Source organism: Vibrio cionasavignyae, from assembly GCF_050337155.1.
Taxonomy (GTDB): Bacteria; Pseudomonadota; Gammaproteobacteria; order Enterobacterales; family Vibrionaceae; genus Vibrio; species Vibrio nomapromontoriensis.
This window is the reverse complement of record NZ_JAKJSR010000013.1, coordinates 67879-88751: the sequence shown is the minus strand read 5'-3', so window position 1 is coordinate 88751 and position 20873 is coordinate 67879. Positions and strand designations below refer to the sequence as shown.

Below are 20873 nucleotides of genomic sequence, written 5' to 3'. Positions count from 1 at the left end.
GTACCCACCCATTAAGGTGTATGAATACTGCCATCAGGTAAGCGGCTTTGTGTCCATTCATGTGGACGATATTCCACTGGATAGTCAGTAGCAGCTTGGCGGTTCATCTCAACACCAATACCAGGGACTTCAGAGGCATAAAGATACCCATTCTTGGGTTCTTGTGCATTTGGGAACACCGCATGGGTATTCTCTTTATATTCAACATGCTCTTGGATAGCGGCGTTGTGCAAATGAACGTTTAAGTGAGTATTTACTGCGGCACCAATCGGTGTCATATCTGGCGGGCAGTGCCATGCGATACGCACACCAAAGTGTTGACAGAAGTACCCTAGCTTTAGTGCCGGTGTGATACCACCAATTTGTGAAACATGGCAGCGGATAAAATCGATGCGACGATTAATAATAAGAGACTTCCATTCCTCGGGATTATTAAATAACTCACCCAGCCCAAGAGATACCGAGGTTTGGCTTCTTATATTATCTAACCACTCGGTTTGACTTGGCGGCAAGATATCTTCAATGAAGAATGGCTTGTATTGCTCAACATCTTTTGCAAATTGCACCGCTTGATTAGGGAATAGGCGCTCATGCACATCATGGAGAATGTGGAATTCATTACCATATTTCTCGCGAAGCGATTTAAACATGGTCAGCGTGTTATCCATATACTGGTCTTGGTCGTAATAGGATCCAGAAGTTGGGTTTTCTGTTGTATGGATATTTTCTGGCACACCACCGTAAAAACCAAGTTGGCAGCGAATATGTTTATAGCCTTGTTCAAGGAAACCATCAACGAGTTTGTAAATACCTTCCATTGAATCACTCGTGGCATGAGTATATACAGGAATAGCATCACGAGACTTACCACCAAATAATTGGTGTAAAGGCATATTAGCAAGTTTGGACTTAATATCCCAAAGTGCCATGTCAACGCCTGAAATAGCATTGTTAATAACTGGGCCATTACGCCAATAAGCATTAACCATCATCATTTGCCATAAATCTTCTATATTATTGGCGTTTTTCCCAATAAGCAGAGGCTTTAAGTATTCATCTACCATCGTTTTAACCGCGAGTGGGCGTTGTTGGAACGTCGCGCAGCCATAGCCAGTGACACCAGCATTGGTTTCAACAATGACAGTGACTAAATTATGCCTGTCTGGTTTGGTAATAATACATTCAATACCAGATATAATGGTTTCTTTCACAATGATGCTGCCTATATAAATTAACTGCTATTATCTAACCGCTAAAAACAGGTTTGATCAAGTAAAAAATAGCCTATTTTTTATTGGTTCATTATTAGTGGTAATAGTTAATGAAAAACAGACCAATTCTGGAAATATCATGAAATGTGCTAAATTCGATGTTGAAGTGTGATTGCTTTCTCACTTTTTCGAGTTGGATTTATAGGCCGTCTCCGTATTATACAAACAGACAAATTCATCATAAAATAAGAATTCGGACGATATATGCAAGCGAATGAACCTATGGATGCATTGGATCCAGCAAAGATAGCCTCATCTAAAAATATGAATATAAAAGAAAAAATAGGCCTGTTGGTTGATGCTCTTGGGGGCATTAACAATATTGCAGACTCGACGCATTGTATGACGCGTCTGCGATTCAAATTGAAAAATGAATCGCTTGCCGATGGCGAAGTGATAAAGAGTATTCATGGTATAAAAGGCGTGGTTTTTCAGGAAGGACAGACTCAAGTCATTGTTGGCGTTGAAGTAGAGCAGTGGTTTAAATCACTGCCTGCTAACACAGCATCTGACGATGATTCCATAGAAGCGATAGAAACGGCAAGTAAAGGCAAATTGTTCCAAGGTGCGATGCGCATCGTAGCGGGTATTTTTGGCCCCGTCGTCCCGGCGATTGCAGGTGCAGGTATGTTGATGGGTCTACTATCGGGACTGATTGCGACCAATGTTATTTCCGAAGATTCAGATACCGTATTCTTTTTCCGCTCTATCTCAGTCGCGGTATTCTTCTTCTTACCGATGCTGGTGTCATTTTCTGCTGCGAAGATGTTTCGAGTCAACGAATACATTGCGTTGGCAGTGGCAGCGGCGATGCTGTCACCAAAATTAGCAGATAAGGCAGCGGCGTTAAACGGCATTGGAGAGCTTGCTGAGCTAAAAGTTATGGGAGTTATCCCTGTTGAACTGCTCAATTATGGCGGTGCTATCGTTCCTGCGATACTTGCTGTTTGGTTGCTGTCTAAAGTGACGCCATTAGTCGATAGACTGATCCCATCTGTGGCAAAACCAGTGTTTACGCCGTTGTTTGCGTTTGCGATTACGTCGACGATTACTCTATCTGCTGTCGGACCTTTAGGTATTTGGTTAAGTAATGGTGCGGGTTGGGTAGTGGGTTCACTATTGGAAATCTCCCCAACGTTAACTGGCTTTGTATTTGGTATTACTCGCCCAATTACAATTGTGTTTGGTATTCATCACAGCATGACGCCGATCAGCTTGAACAACTTTGCGCTGTATAATAAAGATTTGCTAATGCCAATCATGTGTTTAGGCAATCTGGCGATTGCAGGGGCGACCATGGCGATTTGGCACAAGCAACGCAAGACCGTGTCTAAGGAAGAGTCATCAATTACAGTGAGTTCTGGCATTACGGCAATTCTTGGTATTACAGAGCCTGCGTTATTTGGTGTGTTAACGAAGTACACCAAAGCGATGCTGACAGCGAGCTTAGCGGCCGGTATCTTTGGTGCTATTTCTGTGACTATTGATACGCATCTTACTAGCTATATTTTGTCTTCAGTGTTTAGTTTGCCTGCGTATCTATCGGGTGGTACACAAAACTTTATTCAAGCGGTGCTGGGTGTTTGCGGCGTGTTTGCTCTCTCCTTTGTCCTAACCTCGATGTTTGTTAAGTTAGATGACAAGTAAGCTTCTATAGTGACTGGCTGACAATAATAGCCGAGTTCGTGAGTATTCATACACAAAGAGCACGGCTATAAATAGAGACTAAGCCCGTTCATAAGTGAGCGGGCTTTTTTGTGTGTTATTTGATCGAGTCGCGATGCCGCGTTTTTCATCGGCCAGCTCATGTGTGTTGTTGGTATGCATGTATAGACTGTTTGAGGTTAAGCACAGAAAAGATGTGCGAGATCAATAGTTGACTATTTTACTATGGTATTGTGCGACTACTATTTAGCCAACAGATTTGGAATCAGACATGACATTATCAATTAAGAAAATTTTTCAAAAGAAAGACGCCCAAGCGACCCAAGAAAAGAAGCCTAGCTCATCGGAAAAGATGGCGGATAAGAATAATGCCGAGGGTAAAAGCAAGCATGATACCCCAACGGGTTGCTGTGGTTCATGCTCGTAACACAATAAAGATCGACCGTTCAAAATAGGGTTGATAAAGTGAATAGCGCTTTGGATCGGAGCTTATCTGAACCACGAGCGCTATCAATTGATGTTACAGAACAGTCAGACTAGAAATTATGCGATTCAAGGCGGTAATGCCAATGATCATAATCTCAAAGGCCATCACTAAACAGGTAGCTAAGCCACTTCACCAGCCCCTTTCACCGACTGTTCACTGTTTTCCACCAGTATCGCGGTTGCCGTTTGTTTAAGCTGTCCCCACTCTTGAGAGTCAACATTAATACCATTATGCCAAGCATCTTGTTGCGCTTGCGACAGTTCATTAGAGTCGATATGGACGCTGTAGCCTCGCGAAAGCGCCTTCACGTTGAAGTCTTGGGTGGATAATTCTATGACCATGCTATTGCTGTCTGACTCCGGTGCTTCTAGCGCATCTGACAAGAATAATTCGGGCGCTACACAGCCGCGGTTTAAAATATACATGGTATGTTTAGGACTGCTGCCATTGGTCCACCTTGCCATACAGGCGATGCCTTTTGCTGCCAGTTTGACTAATTCACTGTAGGCCAGCCAGCGATTGTGACAATGATTCAGTTCGATTGTCATCGACTTTGAGCCGACCATTTTTTCAATGGCGTAGTCCATTATCACTGGAAGGTGGCACGCTAAGCTACAGCGGTGAAGATCAACACTGATGAGTTGTGGCTGAGCGAGCGTAATATCAGCTGGGCAATCTTGATCATGGCTAATATAACGGCTGGCGTTATTAAAGTGACGCACCCCGTGCAGTCCAACCATTTGTAGATCGGCAACCATGTTGGCAATGACGTCAGCTTCTCCGCATGAGCGACGCATACCAAGAAACGCCTTATTAACCGCGGCGACTAATTCATTATGAGAGACTAACATGATGCGTTTCCTCCTGATAACGGCTCGTTGCTTTGTAATGATTCGCTGCTTGGTAATAGCGGGAAAATCCAATTATCCTCGAAGGTATTGTTGTGAACTTCATCGAGTAAAGGGGCGCCTTGGAAAAAGGTGACGCGAACCCAACGGTCTGAACGCGGGTCAAACTTGGTCGCCCCAAATACCGCCAGCTTGCAGCGTAGTAGATGCATTGGCAATGCGTCTTTATGTAACACATTCATTTGAATATCGCCCATTTCTTTATGACCGAGCGTCCAAACACGCCTTGCAATCGCACGGTGCTGAGGATGCTGTACCAGAAACTCAGCCAGTGATAACTCGGACTCGTGTTGACGCAATGCGTGATAGAGGGTGTTAACTTGGCGCGCTACGTCCAGCGGCAGTTCTTTGTCCTCGCCAAGCTCCTCTCCGCGAATGCCAAGTCTGGGCTCTTCTTTGTCTTGCGAGCGATACCAAAACCAATAGTGGTTTTTAGGTAGAGAAAAATCGATATCGATAGCCCATTGGTAGGCGCGTTCAATTGTCGTCTGCAGATCATGAACTTTTTTGCCACTAGGCAAGAACAAGGTTTCATCACTGTTCATCTGTTCTTGATAAGTATCGACCAATTCAGGGTAGACCTCCATTAAGCACGACAAAACGATCTCTTGGGCTTCTAGGCTCATGTCGGTGCAATGCTGAATAATCTCCCCCCATGATGAATGTTGCGTAATTAACACGGGTAGCTGACGCTGTAAGCGGTCTAGTTCAACCATGGCGCTGGCATTGGATTGGCGCTGCTGATCGTTAATAGTGATCACTTGCTGTAAGTGCAAGCGAGCTTTACTGAGCAACGCTTGAAGGGGAGATAATTGTTTGTCTTCCGCTGGATGATGTAATACCGCTGCCAGTGCTTGCTCTCGTGTGGTCATCCACTGGTCCACGATCGTTGGGTGGTTAATGAGATAAGGAGCCATACCTAACCCGGTGGCATTTCCAACGCCCAAATAACGCTGCAGTGATGGGGCTAGTGACGTGGCGTGTTCGCCTCCTTGTTGGGTGGCGAGGTAATTAACCCAGTCTAAGCTAAATTCACGTAGCAGATAAACGGCGCACATTTGGGCGCTAAATGACTGACTAAAATCGGGATTGTTCTCTAGTCGTTTAAAGTCTGCGATACCAAACTTACCATTACCATAAACGGCAGTCGTTCTAAGAATATAACCCACCTTGGCCAGTTCACTTGGGTTAGGTTGGTCACCTTTGGCAAGGTGACTGACGATGTGTTCGAACACACGCACACTTTTGTTGGCACGAGCGAGCACCAAAACGTTGTTGGGATTTCTGCCTGCTTCTTGTAAAGGGACATTTGCTCGAAGTTGCTCAAGGAGTCCAACATCAACCTCGCCATCGACTAACGCGAAAGTCACATCCCATCGCTCAGCGATGACGCGATCATTACGATCTTCATCGGCGATCTCATCGCAAAATACCACTAGATGATAAGTATGTGTAGGGGTCGTGAGCTTATAAGTCACATGACCAAACCCTTGCGGAGAAAGTTGCCAGTCGGCTTTGGATACCGTCCATTGTTGCTTGGCCATTTTACGAATGATCGTGCGAACAAAACTGATTCGGTTTTGATGCATTGCGCCTAATCTAGCCGGATCCATGACGATGTCAGCAGAGCGTAGTGTAGGTTGGGTAGTCGTGTAAGTCGTAGGATGTGCATCCATGTTGCTCACCACCATTTTAATTATAGTATTGTTGATGTTCTAGTCGGAGCGATGTGACTCGCTCCGCTATGCGTGTCGTTCTTAAGTGTATGTTCACCTATCTGACGAACTTGTTTTTGTCGCGAACGTTATGTCGCTTACAATCCTTGTTCCTTCGCCAGCTTCATCGCAATTTGCGGTGCGTTCCAAAGCGATGGCAAAAGAATTAATGAAACGGGGACAGCGGTAATAACAATGAATGATTGCAGCGCGGAGATGCCGCCAGAACCAAGTGAAATCAGGATTAATGCTGTTACCCCCATCATTACCCCCCAAAAGGTTCGAATAATCGCATTGGGTTCGGTTTCGCCACTAATGACCACGCTAATGGTGTAAGTCATCGAGTCACCCGTCGTGACAATGAAGATCGTCGTGAGAATCAAAAACAGAATGGACGTGAGCATTGGAAACGGCAGCTGCTGAGTCATTGCCAGTAGCGCGCCAGGTAAATTAAAGCCTTCAAATGCTTTACTCACGCTACCAGGATCGGCGATTTCAAAAGCCAAGCCAGAGCCACCGACAATCGTGAACCAAAAGCAGGTCACCAGTGGGGCAACCAGACTGATAATGGACACCAATTGGCGGATGCTGCGACCTTTTGAGATGCGAGCGATGAAAATAGCCATCATCGGGCCGTAGCCTAGGAACCAGCCCCAGAAAAATACCGTCCACCAACTTAACCAACCTTCATCACCACGATAGGTCGCCATTGGGAGGAAGTTATTGAGCATGCTTCCTACGCCTTGAATATAGCCATTTACGATAAAATTGGTTGGTCCAAAAATTAGGATGTAAATCATCAGCGCGACCGCTAAGATCACGTTATAACGACTCAGCATCTGCATACCACGATTCAATCCGCTGAGCGCTGACAACGTATAGAGCACAATGGCAAAACTTACGATGATAAGTTGCGTAGTGAAACCATCTGGAATATCGAACAACGCATTAAGCGCATAACTTATTTGTAAGCCGAGAAAGCCGATAGGGCCAATGGTTCCAGCGGCAACCGCCACGATACAGCAGGCATCAATGAGGGCCCCTGTTTGGCCTTTGAGTGCGCGCTCTCCCAGCACTGGGTAGAGTAAGATACGTGGTTTAAGAGGCAATCCCTTGTCGTAGTGTAAGTGCATCACCACTATGGACGTTAAGCTGCCCACAATTGCCCAAGCAAGGAATCCCCAATGCATGAATGATTGAGACAGGGCGTTGACCGCACCTTGATAAGTGCTTTCTTGCGCGCCATATAAAGGTGGTGGACTCACGTAGTGGGCGATAGGCTCTGCTGCTGCCCAGAACACGCCGCCGCCTGCAAGTAGAGTACAGAAGATAATCGCCACCCAGCGAAAGGTGTCCATTTCGGGTTTGCTTACTCCGCCAAGAATGACTTTGCCTGTTCGCCCTGCTGCAAGGCCAAGACCAATAAGAAAAGTCAGAAGTAGTAAGAGTTGCCAATAAGGGCCGAAGACATTAACCGACCAAGCAAAGCCGGTGTTAACGAGATTAGAGAGTAACTTGGCATCGTATAGGGCGATGGCAACAAAAAGACCGATGAAGCCGCCGCTGTACCAAAAGGCAGGGTTGCTTAATCCAAGGTTTTCGTATGTACTTGCGTTATCAGTACTGGCTTGTTTGCCACCAGTGGAGGCAGCGGTCATCTCCGCTGGCTGCACTCTCGAAGCTTTGATACTTGTAGCTTTCACTTTATTGGTTAAATCTGACATGCTCTGACTCCAGAGGTTTCTTTGCGTGAATTTCGGGTTCACGACAAAGGATTGAGTTAACACCTGCTTTGTTATTTTTGCTATTAAGCAGGCTGTTCCATGTTTGGGCTACGACTTTACGAAATAGGCTCTAATCCTTGTTGTAAGAAGGTAAACCAGTTCTCGCCCAGTATTTTTCCTGCCTCGGATTCGCTGAATCCATGGCGCATTAATCCGTTGTAAATGTTTTCCATTCCAGCGCTACCGCAAAACCATGGCAGCGCATCGGGCCATCCAGCGTTACTGGCTGATCCTTCCCCATAATCCATGGCTTTAGACCAACGCCCGTTGCGCATCCACTCTAGAACCTCTTGAGGTTGGTTTAGGCACAGATCGCTACCAATACCTAAGTGCTCGACCCCCACCATATCGGCGGTTTTTGCCACCATTTGGCAGAAATCTTCCAAGGAGCATTGGCTGCCATTTGGCAAATGAAAGGGGTATAAACTAAACCCAATTAATCCGCCTCGAGCGGTGAGCGCTTTGATCACGTTGTTGGATTTATTACGTAGTGCGTCAAACGCAAAGCTTGGGTTAGCATGGCTGATGCAAATGGGCCGTGAAGATAAGTCAATCGCTTCAAGCGTTGAACGCTCGGCGCTGTGTGACATATCCACGATCATGCCAACTCGGTTCATTTCTTCGATGGCTTGCTTGCCGAATCGCGTGACACCGCTGTCATGGCTTTCATAGCATCCCGTGGCTAATAGGCTTTGATTGTTGTAGGTGAGCTGCATGATCAGCAACCCTTGCTGACGCATGACCTCAATGAGACCAATTTCATCTTCAATGGGAGAACAGTTTTGCGCGCCAAAGAAGACCCCCACTTTCCCTTGAGCTTTCGCTGTTTCAACGTCTGCCATTGAGTGTACTGGCATAATGAGGTCAGCGTTTTGCTCAAACCTTAAGTTCCACTCGGCGAAGCGAGTGAGTGTTTCTCTGGCATTCTCGTGATAAACCATGGTGGCATGTACGGCAGTGATGCCACTGCGTTTTAGGGTTTGAAAATATTCTCGGTCCCAATTGCAGTACTGCAATCCATCTATAACAATCCGTTGTTGGTACATAGCCATTCCTCACGCTTACGGGTTCGTATCGGGTTTTCGATTGAAGTGGGAGCTTTACTTTGGCCTTGCATAGCAAAGCTCCACGCACGCGTCTTAGTAAGGACGTTGGTATGCGGTTTTAACGACGGTATAAAACTCTTTCGCGTACTGGCCTTGTTCACGAGGTCCAAAGCTGGATTCTTTACGTCCCCCGAACGGTACGTGATAGTCCGTTCCCGCCGTTGGCAAGTTGACCATGACACAACCGGTTTGTGCTTGTTGTTTGAATAGTGCGCTGCTACGTAGACTCTGCGTGATGATGCCGCCAGTGAGTCCGAAACGCGTGTCGTTTGTGGTTGCGATGGCTTCATCAAGATCAGCAACGCGAATCACGCTGGCCATTGGTGCGAAGACTTCTTCTTGGTTTACATCCCAGTGGTTTTTCGTGTTGAGAAAGAGAGTGGGTGACATGTAGTGCCCATCATGCTTAAGGTTGAGCTTTTCTCCACCAAACGCGAGCTCTGCGCCACATTCGCGAGCTTTGTCTATCCACGCGAAATTGGCGTCCAGTTGATTGCCATCGACAACTGGCCCCATGAACACTCCTTCTTCAAGTGCGTGACCGACCTTAAGTTCGCTCATTCGCTTAATGAGTGCTTCGACGTAAGCATCGTGAATACCGTCCATCACCACAAGGCGTGAGGACGCGGTACACTTTTGTCCCGCACCAGAAAACGAACCTGCGATGGTTGCTTCGACGGCAATTTGGATATCGGCGTCGTCGGCGATGACTAAGGCGTTCTTACTGCCCATTTCTAATTGGCAGCGAACAAAATTAGGGGCCGTCGCAGCCGCAACTTTACGACCCGTTTCAACGGAACCAGTAAAACTAACGCCGTTGATATCAGGCGAGTTAATTAAGGTGTTACCTACCTTGCTGCCACTGCCAAGGACAAGGTTGAACGTCCCTGCGGGAATGCCTTGGCGATGAATGATTTCGGTTAACGCCACGGCACTGGCTGGCGTGAGGTTAGCGGGTTTCCAAATAACACTGTTCCCGAATGCTAGCGCTGGGGCGATTTTCCATGCGGCCGTTGCGGTTGGGAAGTTCCAAGGTGAGATGATCGCAATGACACCCACAGCTTCGCGAGTCACTTCAACTGAGACGCCAGGGCGAACAGAGTCGGCACTGTCACCGATTTGTCTTAGCACTTCTGCTGCAAAATATTGGAAGAATTGACCCGCGCGATAAATCTCGCCGCGACCTTCCATAAACGGTTTGCCTTCTTCTTTAGAAAGCAGCGTGCCGAGTTCATCGCAGCGGGCAATGAGTTCATCACCAATGGCTTGCAATACCGCTTGCTTGCGTTCTATAGGGGTTTTCTCCCATTCTGGTTGCGCGTGCTTAGCAGCAGAGATGGCCTGCTCAACTTGCGCTTCGCTGGCTTGAGCGAACTGCCCCAAGTTTTCACTGATATCAGAGGGATTGATATTGGCAATGGTAGTGATCCCAGATTGCCATTCTCCAGCAATATAAAGTGCATTTTCAGTAGGAAGGGTAGCGATAGTCATGATGGTGTCCTTGTCATGATGTGGTTGCATGTGAGTCTGGCAACGTCGGTAAAGGTAAAGTAATTCAATAATTAACAGGGCTAGTCGTCAGTCAGCGACATGCTTATGTCTGTGATTCTGATACGGCCGCATAGACAACGAATTCAACCAACATCTCTTCGCGCGCTAATCCAGCAACGACAACGGCGGCTCGGTTAGGGTAGGGGGCGTTGAAATGCTCGGCGTAAACCGCATTGACGGTTTTTAAATATTCTCGGTCAGTGACGTAAATCAAGACTTGCAGTACGGAATCGAGAGATTCTCCAGCGCACTCTAATGTATGGGCGAGGTTGGCAAAGGTTTGACGAGTTTGAGCCTCAATCCCCCCTTCAACGACAGCGCCCGTCGTATCAATCGGAATTTGAGCGGTATAAAGCGTACCATTATTGACAATAGCCCATTCAAGCGGTGCTTTTGAGGCGAAAAGTTCAGTCTTAACTGGGCGTTTTTTTGTTTGAATGTCCACGTTTATATCCAACCATGTAACAGTAATGTTTCGAGATGGTTAAATAGTGCCTTCTGATATATGATAAATCTAACGGTAAATATCTTACATTTGATAATAAAAACTTATCACCTTGCGTTAAGTAAGGTAAATAAAGGGCTGGCAAGGGATAGAGCATATGCAGATTAAGCTTCAGCAATTGAATCACTTTGTGATGGTGGTCGAAGAAGGGGGATTTCGGGCCGCCTCCCACCGGGCTAATCGTTCACAGGCTGCACTATCAACATCGATCAAAGAACTGGAAAGAATTCTAGGGCAGCCTTTGTTTGAATCGGGCAACAAATCAACACTCACGCCCTTTGGTGAAATATGTTTGCCAAAAGTACATAAATTCTTAAATGTCTATAAAGCGCTAGATAACGATCTCCGAGCGGCGGCGGCTGGGCAACAAGGCAGGGTGAGAATTGCCAGTGTTCCATCGGTCGCCGCGAAATTAATCCCTAGCGTATTAGGCGCATTTTGTGAAAAGTATCCGCAGGTCGAAGTGAGCTTAATCGATGATAATGCTGCTGGGGTTGAAGCTAGATTGCTTTTAGGGGAAGTGGATCTGGCGTTAGGAAATAGTTCCAATTTAGAACAAGATACGATTGATTTTACCCCGTTAATATCGGATCAAATAGGCGTGGTCTGTTTGAAAGATAACCCCATAGCATCGCAACCTAATGGTATTGAGTGGCAAACGTTATTGAAGCAGCCATTTATTCGTAATGGAACTTGCACACTGCTGGATGCAACCCCGGCACGCGCTTTGAGTGAGCAAGCTTTGTACTCTGTCGAGAATATAACGTCTTTATTCTCGGTATTAGAACTGGGTATTGGTGTTACCACCTTGCCTAAGTTAGCGTTCCCAACGAACGAGACACGATTGGTTTGGATTCCGCTCATTGATCCGCCATTGGAACGTCAAATTGGCATCTTTCGTTTAGCGGAGCGAACCATTTCGCCTCAAGCGCAAGCCTTCTATGACCTGTGTGTGGAGTACTTAAACTATAACGACTCGTGAAGGAGCAACGAGATCTTATGCCAACGACTACGACATCGATTGAAAAATAGGGTTGCAGAGTCACGTTTCGCTCGAAGACATATGTTTGTCATGACCGATGGGTACTATCGGTGAGCAAAGATTGAGGAACAGGATAACTGTCATGCGATTAACGTTAGCTGAGCTCGTATTATTTCGATTCGTTTTGTGTCGATTAAGCCCAACACTATTCAACCGCCCCCGACCTTTAAGTGTTATCCAGTATGCAGTGGGGCTGCTGCTTGCGGTACTTTTCGTGATGACCGTGGGCTCATTGAGTATAGAGACATGGTTGTACCAGCATTATTCAATGCCTAGTTAAAAGTTAAAGCTAGAGGTTAAGAGCTAAGATGACCGTTTTCTTAATGACTCTGGCATGATGTGGCTCTTTTCATGTAATTGTCATCTTTGAAGATTATTTTGATAGGCATAGTGAGGGAATACTATGTCATTTAACCTACACCTCAAGGCTATCGCGTTATTTGCGGTGGTATCTTGTGTCTATTTATATACGATACGACCTCAAATTACGGTGAATACGCCGGAGTGGTTGGCTCAAACCCACTGTGTTGTAAGTGAATCGACAGGACAAGATTCGTTTCGAATCTATATTCCAACCGATTGGCGTGCGCAGCAATTGGCGACCGTGCTTTGTCAGGAACTGCTCAGGGGGACGCACTATCAAGACGTCATTATTTCGTGGAAATCGCGCGAGAGTTTGTCTGCTGACGAGTTGCTCCTGCAAGAGTTCGATTTAGTAATGAGTCGTCATAGAGAGCTTAATGGTTTGGTTCCGGATTATGCAACGCTTTACCATGAACTGCTTTCTTATCCTCAATACCCCATTTATCTGTATGCTCAGATGAGATTAGATTCGGTCACCCAGAGTGTATTTTACAAACGAACGGTAGGATTATTGCGCGACAAAAAGAGTCAGTCTGGACATTTAATTCCTCTATTGGCTTTGAAACAGCGCCAGATAGTGGTGCCTGCAGAGCAACTGCGTTGGTTTGATAACCGTGAACAAATGATCCGCGCTTTTTCTAATCGGGAAGTCGATTTTATTCCAGCGCTAGGCATTGAGTCTGGGTTAGCAAGCTGGCCAATGAAGCAACGAACCTTATTAAAAACGATGCCTTCACTCGGCAGTTGGTTTCTTGCGACAACGGTTGAATCATCGATTGGGTGTGTTATTCAGCGTTATTTCGTTAGTCAAGAGACGCATGGCTTGTTTTCTTCTTCGGCGGTTGATGGCGGTGAGTCATGCTAAGTCGCCGTTTATTTTTTTGGAATGTGGAACGTATTCTTTCCGCTAATCTCAGTCCATATGCGAGCCGTGTTGGTGCTGTGCAATGGTTAGGGCTCATTACCGCGGTGTGTTCTTTCCCATTATTTTGGCTTGTTGTGAATGTCATACTGGAAAAGAGTCTGGCTCAAGCATTGCAGCAGCAACTCCCGATACTTTTTCAGCAAGCTGCGGTGAACAGTTTTGATGCCCATGCATTGGTATTAAAAAGTGAAGCGAGCCTAAAAACACTGATTGAAGGTATTTCTTTTAACTATGGCTGGTTAGGGGCGGTGGTAAAGCACGTTAATGTTTTAGAGATATCTCTAACCTTAACAAATGAAGCGGTAGATGCAGACGTACACTTTATATTTGACCAGCGCCAATATGGCGTTCATTGGTCACTTGAGGTTGTTTGGGAACACGCCAAACTGTTGGCACTGATATTACTTAACCCAGTTTTTGTCACACTACTTATCCTATTGCTATGGCGCAGACATAAGGGAGAGCGTAGTCATACACGCTCTCCTTTGCAAAAGGGTAACGACGTAGCACTAACCTCAAGTTTAGAGCAGCCACAAACGCTGGCTATAAAAGCGCCACAAGCCCTAAATATAGGTGATCAAGTACCTGACTTGGTCATAAATCCCTCGTACGAATTACAGTTTGAGCCAACAACTCAGACCGTGGTGATTGACGGCCGGCGGATTGTCATGCCTAAAACGCCATTTTTCTATTATTTGTGGTACGCCCAGAGACAGCTAAATGGTTTGCCTCCTTTCGTTAACCCGTCGATGCATCATCCTGACATTCGTGCAGGTGAGGAGTTAGCCCAACTGATGCGTGAGTTTGGTGGTCATGCCCGGGCAATTAACGATCTTGAGCTACAGGGGCTTCGGGCGAAAACACTCGATCAAAATCGAAATAAGATTAAGGATGAATTGTTAAACCAACTTGGTAATTGTGCCGAGGATTTCTTATTTACGAAAACTAGAGACCAGAAAACTGGGCGATATCAGTATCAATTAAAATCAAGTAAGTTGGTGATAGTTGATAGTTGATAGTTAAATCCCTTTAAAACAACTACTTACTAGTTTGAGATATCTATAAATTGTTAGAGTGATGCTTGAAACCAAACTGTCACATCACTTTCCTAATGTAGTTGGCGACATTAACCCTTTAGGAAAGGAATCAACATGAACACCAAGTTTGCAGCCCTGTCTTTAGCCATTGGTCTTGCTGCCACGTTTAATGCGAATGCACTTAATATTGTTCTTACTAACGATGACAGTTGGGCAACCAATAATATTCAAGTGCTTCATGAAAAACTCCAACAAGCAGGCCATGACGTTATTATGTCTGCGCCTTGTACTGGGCAAAGTGGTAAAGGCGGCGCGGTGCACTTTTTTGAAGCGGTAAACGTGAATCGAGAACAGTTGGCCAACAATCAAGTTTGTATTGGTGACACGGATGAGAGCGTTGCATTCAAAGACTTTGTTGAGGGCACGCCAACCATGGCTGCGCTTTATGGGATTGATGTCTATGCTCAAGAGAAGTGGGGGCAGGCGCCAGATGTCGTCATTTCCGGACCCAATGAAGGGAATAATTTAGGTTACTTAACCAATAATTCAGGGACGTTGGGTGCCGCCAATGTTTCTATTGCGAAAGGAATACCAGCGATAGCGGTGAGCGCTGCTGATGGCGACGAAGAAAAAGCCCCTTATGTTGCTGCCATTGTCGTCGCCTTGCTAGAAGAGCTGGTGGCAAAACAACAAGCTGGAGCGCCTTTGTTGCCGCGTTACACCGGGCTGAATGTAAATACTCCGGTGGATCCGCAAAATCACCTTGGCTTTAAGCATACCAAAGTCGGGTGGAACCCTGGCAATGGAGGCTTGGTACTGAAATTTGCTGGTGATATGTCTGAGAATGCCATGGCGATGGAGTTGGTGGCTGAAGGGATTATGGCCAATGTCCCAGGTATGACCAAAGAAGAAGCACTCGCAATGGCGAAACAGATGTACCTTGATAAAGGTGGTGTGGTGATTGATCTTGACCAAAACTACCCTGATCAAGCCGATGATAGTGAAGGCGTGGCGTTATCCAAAGGCTATGTAACCATTTCGACGATTGAAGCGAATGTCCAAGCTACCTCTGCTAAGTCAGAGTGGACCCGCTATCAATTACGTGAACTGTAAGTGGGGGACGGTATGTTTCGATTATTACTTGCTGTTTCTACACTGGCATTGCTTACCGCGTGTGATGATTCAGACTCCGGTACTGATGTTACCTCTCAAGGCGAATTTGTCGAGCAATACCGAGGCACTTACGTTGGCACACAACTCATCGAAGAATCGGCGGTGAGTTATGAGCTAACGGTAAATGACGGGCAATTCTATTTAACGAAACGGTTGGATGACAACACGTCTGTGTTATCGGTGGGGACTTACGATCAGCAAAGCGGTGAAATGGCGTTTAGCGAACTTGATACGACGTGTTTGCTTAACGATCAAACGCAGCAGTGTTATGTAGAAGGGATCGCGACCAATATGGTGGGTAAGGTCCTTGATTCTAATGAGATTAGTATTTCGGATATGGAAGGCCGGTTTGAAAACCGAGAGGGTTCAGTCATGACCCTAACCCGTGGGAATGAACAGGTATATGTTGAGTTTAGTCACTGCGCCCAGTATGCAAATGTAGTCAGCGGAAACGAAATTCAGTTTCCCCCCGGCGAGTGCTTCTCGGTAGCGACGATCAGTATGCTCCATAGCGAAACGTTGAATCAGCAAGGGGATACGATTTACGTCACGTCGTCGAACCGCGATTTAGCGGGGTATTGGTTTAAGTGAAATAGTATCATCACATGACAACTTAGCCCTGATGAACGGTGTTTGTCAGGGTTATTTTCATGTCAAAAGGACAAGTATAAATTTATGAATGGCGGATACCATTGGTTACATTTAAGGCTATTGTGCTGCTGGTGACTAAGTGATTTACTGTCGGCTCTTAATTACAGAGGAATACCCCATTAATGGACGACCCCTATAGTCGGCTGAACCAATCGATGTACTTCTTTTCTATGGAGTCATCACTATGCTAGAACTTTTCATGATGCCCGAGACCTGGGCCATATTTGCCACACTATTTGCTCTGGAAATCATACTTGGCGTTGATAACGTTGTGTTTATTTCAGTGCTATGTGAACGCTTACCTCAACAGCAAAGAGCACTGGCTCGAAACCTTGGTATCGCCTTGGCCGTAGCGGCTCGTATTGTGTTGGTGTTTTCTATCTCATGGGTCATGTCACTCACTGAACCGGTACTGCAGTTTGAAACCGTACAGCTAAGTGGTAAAGATTTGATCATGATTGGTGGTGGCGCGTTCTTGTTAGCAAAAAGCGCGAAAGAGTTATGGAGTTGGTTAACTCATAGCGAAGTGGTGCATTCTACCCATGCTAGAACGGGACTCGCAGTCGTATTGCTACAGATTGTAGCGGTTGACGCGGTTTTCTCGATGGACTCGGTCATCACAGCCGTTGGCTTAACAAGTGAGGTGCCTATTATGGTCGCCGCAATACTTGCCTCCGCTGTCGTAATGGTGTTGACGGCTGAAAAAATTAACAGCGTTGTCACTCGATACCCTGGTTTTAAATTGCTTGCTTTACTGTTCTTAGTATTGCTAGGGGCGTTGTTGATGGCAGAAGGTGCCGGTATTCACCTAAACAAAGGTTATGTGTACTTTGCGATGGCGTTTGGCTTGGTATTGGAGCTTTGCCATATTCAGTTAAAGAAAAAGCATCGTCGAGTGATTACTGCCATTCGTCCATTGCCTAACTGATACTGCAAGCGACAACAAAGAAAATGCTGGGCTAGTTGCAGAACTAGCTCAGTTAGTGCAATAACACGGTATATTTTTGTGGTGATGCAAATCACTAACGGAAGTGCCAGCCGCTAAATTCAGCAGCGCATGGAGTCTCGGCCGACTGAAGCGCTGATTTTTTTCTTCTTATTAATTGCTCTTCTTTTATTTCAATGGCACGAATGCAACTTTGTGCTTACTCTTCGCTTTTATTTGTTGTGTCTTCTCTTATTTCTCATCGTTTGTTCAAGTTTGATTACCACTCATCTTGACGGCTATGCATGATGTTTGTGTACAGTTTTAATTAGTTAATGGTGACGATCACAAAGATAGCGAAAGATTATCGAAATTAAACGAAAATATAAATTGCTTTTGATATATTGCATTTTAATTGTTGTCGATATTTTGTTTTCGGTGTCTTTCATTGTGTGGTTGGAGAACCTCTATGCAAGTTAACTATGCTCGCCTTGTGCGAAGTGCATTCCTAATTTTACCGTTCTTGTTTCTGAGTCAGAGTCATGCGAATCCGCTACGCTCTCAGATCCTTACGTTTGAAGAAACGACATTACCGAGTTGGGTGGAGGCAAATTCAGTTGAGCTCACATCGACTCGCGCGATTCTTGGTGACCAATCGCTGCTTTGGCGTTGGAATAATGGTGATACGCTAGATATCAACCATGCATTTCAGCGCCTAACCGATCGTGAAGCCACCGATGCCTATGGGCGAAAAGCGACGCAAGCGCTGTCTTTTTGGATCTACAATGGCACGGCGGTTGACGCTGAGTTAACCGTTCGGTTATCCGATAGTCACCAGCAACCTACCAGTGTGACGGAGTTTCCTGTCCAGCTTAATTTTACCGGCTGGCGAGCTGTTGGCGTGTCGTTGAATTTAGACTTTACTCCAGAAGTGACACACAACTTTGCGAAAATTCAGCTAGTTGCTCCTAGCAATCTGCAGGGAGAACTCTACATTGATAGGGTGATGGTGTCGGTCGATGATGAGCGCTATCAATGGTCTGACTATCAAGTGCAAACGCGCTATGACATTCCTGAGATTGATTTTGGTCTGCCAGCTAACATTCCCAATGCCAGCCAAGCCGAAATCGAAGATGCCAATCGCATTAAAGAGGCATTGATCGAAGAGATAAAGGGTTACTCCGGCAATATGGAAGCGCTTGAAAGCAAGTTCGCGGACTTTAATGTCGAGATGGCACCTAACGGCACTATTACTGGTCGTCATATCCTTACCGATAAACAACAGGTTATTTATCAGCACAATCACTTAAGTGCTGAAGATAAGGCATTATTTGATGAGTATGCAATTTTAGGAGACTCAGATGGTGATGGCGATAAAATAGCGGGCTACGCCAAGTTAATGCTTGATATTGCTGCCGCTTATCATGAGCCAAGTTTTGCGGCCTATCAGCCTCGATTAGAAGAAATGTATGTCTTGCTAACCCGTCACTTAATTGATCAAGGTTTTGCACAAGGTAGCTCAATGGTGACAACTCACCATTGGGGGTACAGTGGTCGCTGGTGGTATAGCTCTGCTATTTTGATGGAAGATTCACTTATTACCGCTAATCTGCTGTCGCCAACGTATGAAGCTCTACTATGGCTGTCACGTGAATTCAAAGAAAGCTTCGATATGGATCTTGATATTGATAGCTCTAACTTAGATTACTTCAATACGTTGTCTATTCAGCATCTTGCATTGATTCTTCTGACTCCAGAAGATGACGAGCGTGTTGCGTTATTGAAGCAATTTTCTCACTTCTTCTCCGGCGCAATAGCACAGACGCCACCTGGTTATCATGACGGTTTTCGTGATGATGGTACAGCGTGGCGCCATAACGGTCACTATCCTGGGTACGCTTTTGCCGCGTTTGAAAATGCAGCGATCGTGATGCACCTACTCTCGGACACGCTTTACCATGTTCAGGATGATGCGTTAAATAAATTGAAAAAAGTGATGGTCGCTGGCTGGCGTTATAGCAACCCTGCAGTGCCTATCGGGATCTCAGGTCGACACCCGTTCACGACGCTAAGCTCTACTCGTTATGCCTATGGCGTTGAAAGACTCGCCAAAACCTATAGTCCGCTCGATACAGAACTGGCGGCAATTTACCTGCAAATAAGCAACCAAACGGCGGCTGATAGCGTTGGGATTTTTGGTCAACGTATAGAGCCTGCAGCCATCCCGCAAGGTAACTGGAGTTACAACGGTGGTGCGTTTATGGTTCACAGAAGTGGCGATAATTTAGCCTTGGTTAAGGGGTATAATAAAGACGTTTGGTCGGCGGAGATCTATACCAATGATAACCGTTATGGTCGTTATCAAAGCCATGGCGGCGTACAGGTTGTTCCTTATGGTGAAAATGCCGACGCTGGACACGTAGAGGCGGGCTGGGATTGGAATAGAAACCCTGGTACGACAACAATCCATGTCGATTTTGATACGTTAGAGAGTCCAAGAACGTCAACCTTGATGCTGCGTTCTGATGAAGGCATCAGTGGCTCAACGTCACTTGATGAGCAATATGGTGTGTTTGCTTTTAAACATAAAGCGCCCCAGCATTTAGCGAATTTTGAGCCAAGCTTTGTGGCGAATAAATTTGTGCTGTCTTCTCAAGGTAACCTGTACCTAACTGGCGATGGTATCAGTAACCAAGATGGCGCACACCCAACGGAAACAACGTTGTTTCAAGTGGCTTATTCAGACCGCTCAAATGGAATTTGGGTCAATGGCATGCATGAAAACCGCTCTCGATTTGAATACACCTTGAGTTCAGGGGATTGGATTATTGATGACAACGGTGTGGGATACTACCTCATTGATGCGCCGGAAGTGACCGTCAAACGTCAGAGCCAATCTTCTCGTCATAACAAAACTAAGCAGCCTACCTCGGGGGAGTTTACTACCGCTTGGATTAACCATGGCGTTGCACCGGATAATGCCAGTTATCAATATGTTGTGGTGATGAACGCGTCACCTTCTGCAATGACGCAACTGGCCTTACAGATGCAAACCACGCCAATCTATGAGGTTATAGAGCGCACCGATAGCGGTCAATTAATGGTATCGCACAGCAATTATTTGTATGGCTATAGCAACTTTACTGAGGGTGAATTTACCCAAGGGCCAGTACGTTACATTAGCACCGCAGCGCAAGTCCTGGTTAAAGAGCAGGCTAAGCGTTTGTTAGTGAGTATTTCATCAAGCGAATTAGCCATTCAAGCCGATGATAAGCCGACACCAGCAGTATCGATTGAGGTTGAGCTGGCTGGACACTGGAGAGCCGAAGAAGGGCATAACCCAGCGCTGTACATTCAAGGTGACAACACAATCGTACACACCAGCAGCCAATTTGGGCAAGCCACAGAATTAACCCTTTGTCCTGTCGAAGGTGATTGCGAAGACTCAGGTTCTGGTGGTGGCGGGACGCCTCCAAGCGAAAGTAAGGGCGCGGGCAGTGTAGGTTTGCTGTCTTTTTCGATGTTGGTGTTACTTCTGCGACGCCGTTTTATTGGGTCAACAAAGTAAATGATAGAGTCATACGCCATATCGAGCGCGTGAGGGGCGCGTAACGTATATTGGTAACCATAATGGTTAAAATGCGACTTTTCTAAAGTCGCATTTTTTTGTCTATGATTTTCAGCTTTACCCAAGAGGAGTAGGTGATTTGACTCATTAAGAAGTGTTACGTGAATCAAGAGTCGGGAACTAAATAACCAACGGTA

Annotated in this window: 15 protein-coding genes and 1 pseudogene; 9 read left to right on the top strand and 7 right to left on the bottom strand. The window is 45.9% G+C overall.

The window, feature by feature from the left end; all coding sequences use genetic code 11:
* Positions 1-11: 11 nt before the first annotated feature.
* Positions 12-1211, bottom strand: a complete 1200-nt coding sequence (locus L4D74_RS09995) for an enolase C-terminal domain-like protein (protein ID WP_265674243.1) — start codon at positions 1209-1211, stop codon at positions 12-14.
* Positions 1212-1475: 264 nt separating this feature from the next.
* Here L4D74_RS09995 and L4D74_RS09990 point away from each other — a divergent pair, with 264 nt between their 5' ends.
* Positions 1476-2918 (top strand): PTS transporter subunit EIIC, encoded by a 1443-nt coding sequence (locus tag L4D74_RS09990; RefSeq protein WP_265674242.1) that lies wholly within the window; start codon positions 1476-1478, stop codon positions 2916-2918.
* Positions 2919-3207: 289 nt separating this feature from the next.
* Positions 3208-3363: a CCGSCS motif protein gene (locus tag L4D74_RS09985; RefSeq protein WP_428751996.1), complete on the top strand. Its 156-nt coding sequence runs from the start codon at positions 3208-3210 to the stop codon at positions 3361-3363.
* 179 nt (positions 3364-3542) lie between these two features.
* Here L4D74_RS09985 and L4D74_RS09980 read toward each other — a convergent pair whose 3' ends face one another.
* From L4D74_RS09980 to L4D74_RS09955, 6 genes and pseudogenes are all read right to left on the bottom strand, one after another.
* A complete protein-coding gene (locus L4D74_RS09980) occupies positions 3543-4274 on the bottom strand; it encodes a DUF3726 domain-containing protein (RefSeq protein WP_428751995.1) in 732 nt (243 codons plus the stop codon).
* On the bottom strand, positions 4268-6007 hold the full coding sequence (locus L4D74_RS09975; RefSeq protein WP_428751994.1) for a hypothetical protein: 1740 nt from the start codon (positions 6005-6007) through the stop codon (positions 4268-4270). Before L4D74_RS09975 ends, L4D74_RS09980 begins: the two co-directional genes overlap by 7 nt.
* 137 nt (positions 6008-6144) lie before the next feature.
* Positions 6145-7656 (bottom strand): annotated as a pseudogene (locus L4D74_RS09970) (BCCT family transporter); the annotation flags it as partial.
* 230 nt (positions 7657-7886) lie between these two features.
* The gene (locus L4D74_RS09965; RefSeq protein ID WP_265674237.1) at positions 7887-8876 is read right to left on the bottom strand and encodes a membrane dipeptidase; all 990 of its coding nucleotides are present in this window, start codon (positions 8874-8876) and stop codon (positions 7887-7889) included.
* A gap of 93 nt (positions 8877-8969) precedes the next feature.
* A complete protein-coding gene (locus L4D74_RS09960) occupies positions 8970-10427 on the bottom strand; it encodes an aldehyde dehydrogenase family protein (protein WP_428751993.1) in 1458 nt (485 codons plus the stop codon).
* Positions 10428-10530: 103 nt separating this feature from the next.
* On the bottom strand, positions 10531-10932 hold the full coding sequence (locus L4D74_RS09955; protein WP_428751992.1) for a RidA family protein: 402 nt from the start codon (positions 10930-10932) through the stop codon (positions 10531-10533).
* 157 nt (positions 10933-11089) lie between these two features.
* Here L4D74_RS09955 and L4D74_RS09950 point away from each other — a divergent pair, with 157 nt between their 5' ends.
* The 7 genes from L4D74_RS09950 to L4D74_RS09920 all read left to right on the top strand — a co-directional run bounded on the left by L4D74_RS09950 (position 11090) and on the right by L4D74_RS09920 (position 20676).
* A complete protein-coding gene (locus L4D74_RS09950) occupies positions 11090-11974 on the top strand; it encodes a LysR family transcriptional regulator (RefSeq protein ID WP_428751991.1) in 885 nt (294 codons plus the stop codon).
* Between the two features lie 463 nt (positions 11975-12437).
* Positions 12438-13262 (top strand): hypothetical protein, encoded by an 825-nt coding sequence (locus tag L4D74_RS09945; RefSeq protein ID WP_428751990.1) that lies wholly within the window; start codon positions 12438-12440, stop codon positions 13260-13262.
* A complete protein-coding gene (locus L4D74_RS09940) occupies positions 13256-14338 on the top strand; it encodes a hypothetical protein (protein WP_428751989.1) in 1083 nt (360 codons plus the stop codon). The genes L4D74_RS09945 and L4D74_RS09940 overlap by 7 nt, the downstream gene beginning before the upstream one ends.
* A gap of 135 nt (positions 14339-14473) precedes the next feature.
* Positions 14474-15472: a 5'/3'-nucleotidase SurE gene (locus tag L4D74_RS09935; protein ID WP_428751988.1), complete on the top strand. Its 999-nt coding sequence runs from the start codon at positions 14474-14476 to the stop codon at positions 15470-15472.
* Positions 15473-15484: 12 nt separating this feature from the next.
* Positions 15485-16123: a hypothetical protein gene (locus L4D74_RS09930; protein ID WP_428751987.1), complete on the top strand. Its 639-nt coding sequence runs from the start codon at positions 15485-15487 to the stop codon at positions 16121-16123.
* A 244-nt stretch (positions 16124-16367) separates the two neighbouring features.
* Positions 16368-17111, top strand: a complete 744-nt coding sequence (locus L4D74_RS09925) for a TerC family protein (protein ID WP_428751986.1) — start codon at positions 16368-16370, stop codon at positions 17109-17111.
* A gap of 466 nt (positions 17112-17577) precedes the next feature.
* Positions 17578-20676, top strand: coding sequence for a chondroitinase family polysaccharide lyase (locus tag L4D74_RS09920; RefSeq protein ID WP_428751985.1), 3099 nt, complete (start codon positions 17578-17580; stop codon positions 20674-20676).
* Positions 20677-20873 lie beyond the last annotated feature (197 nt).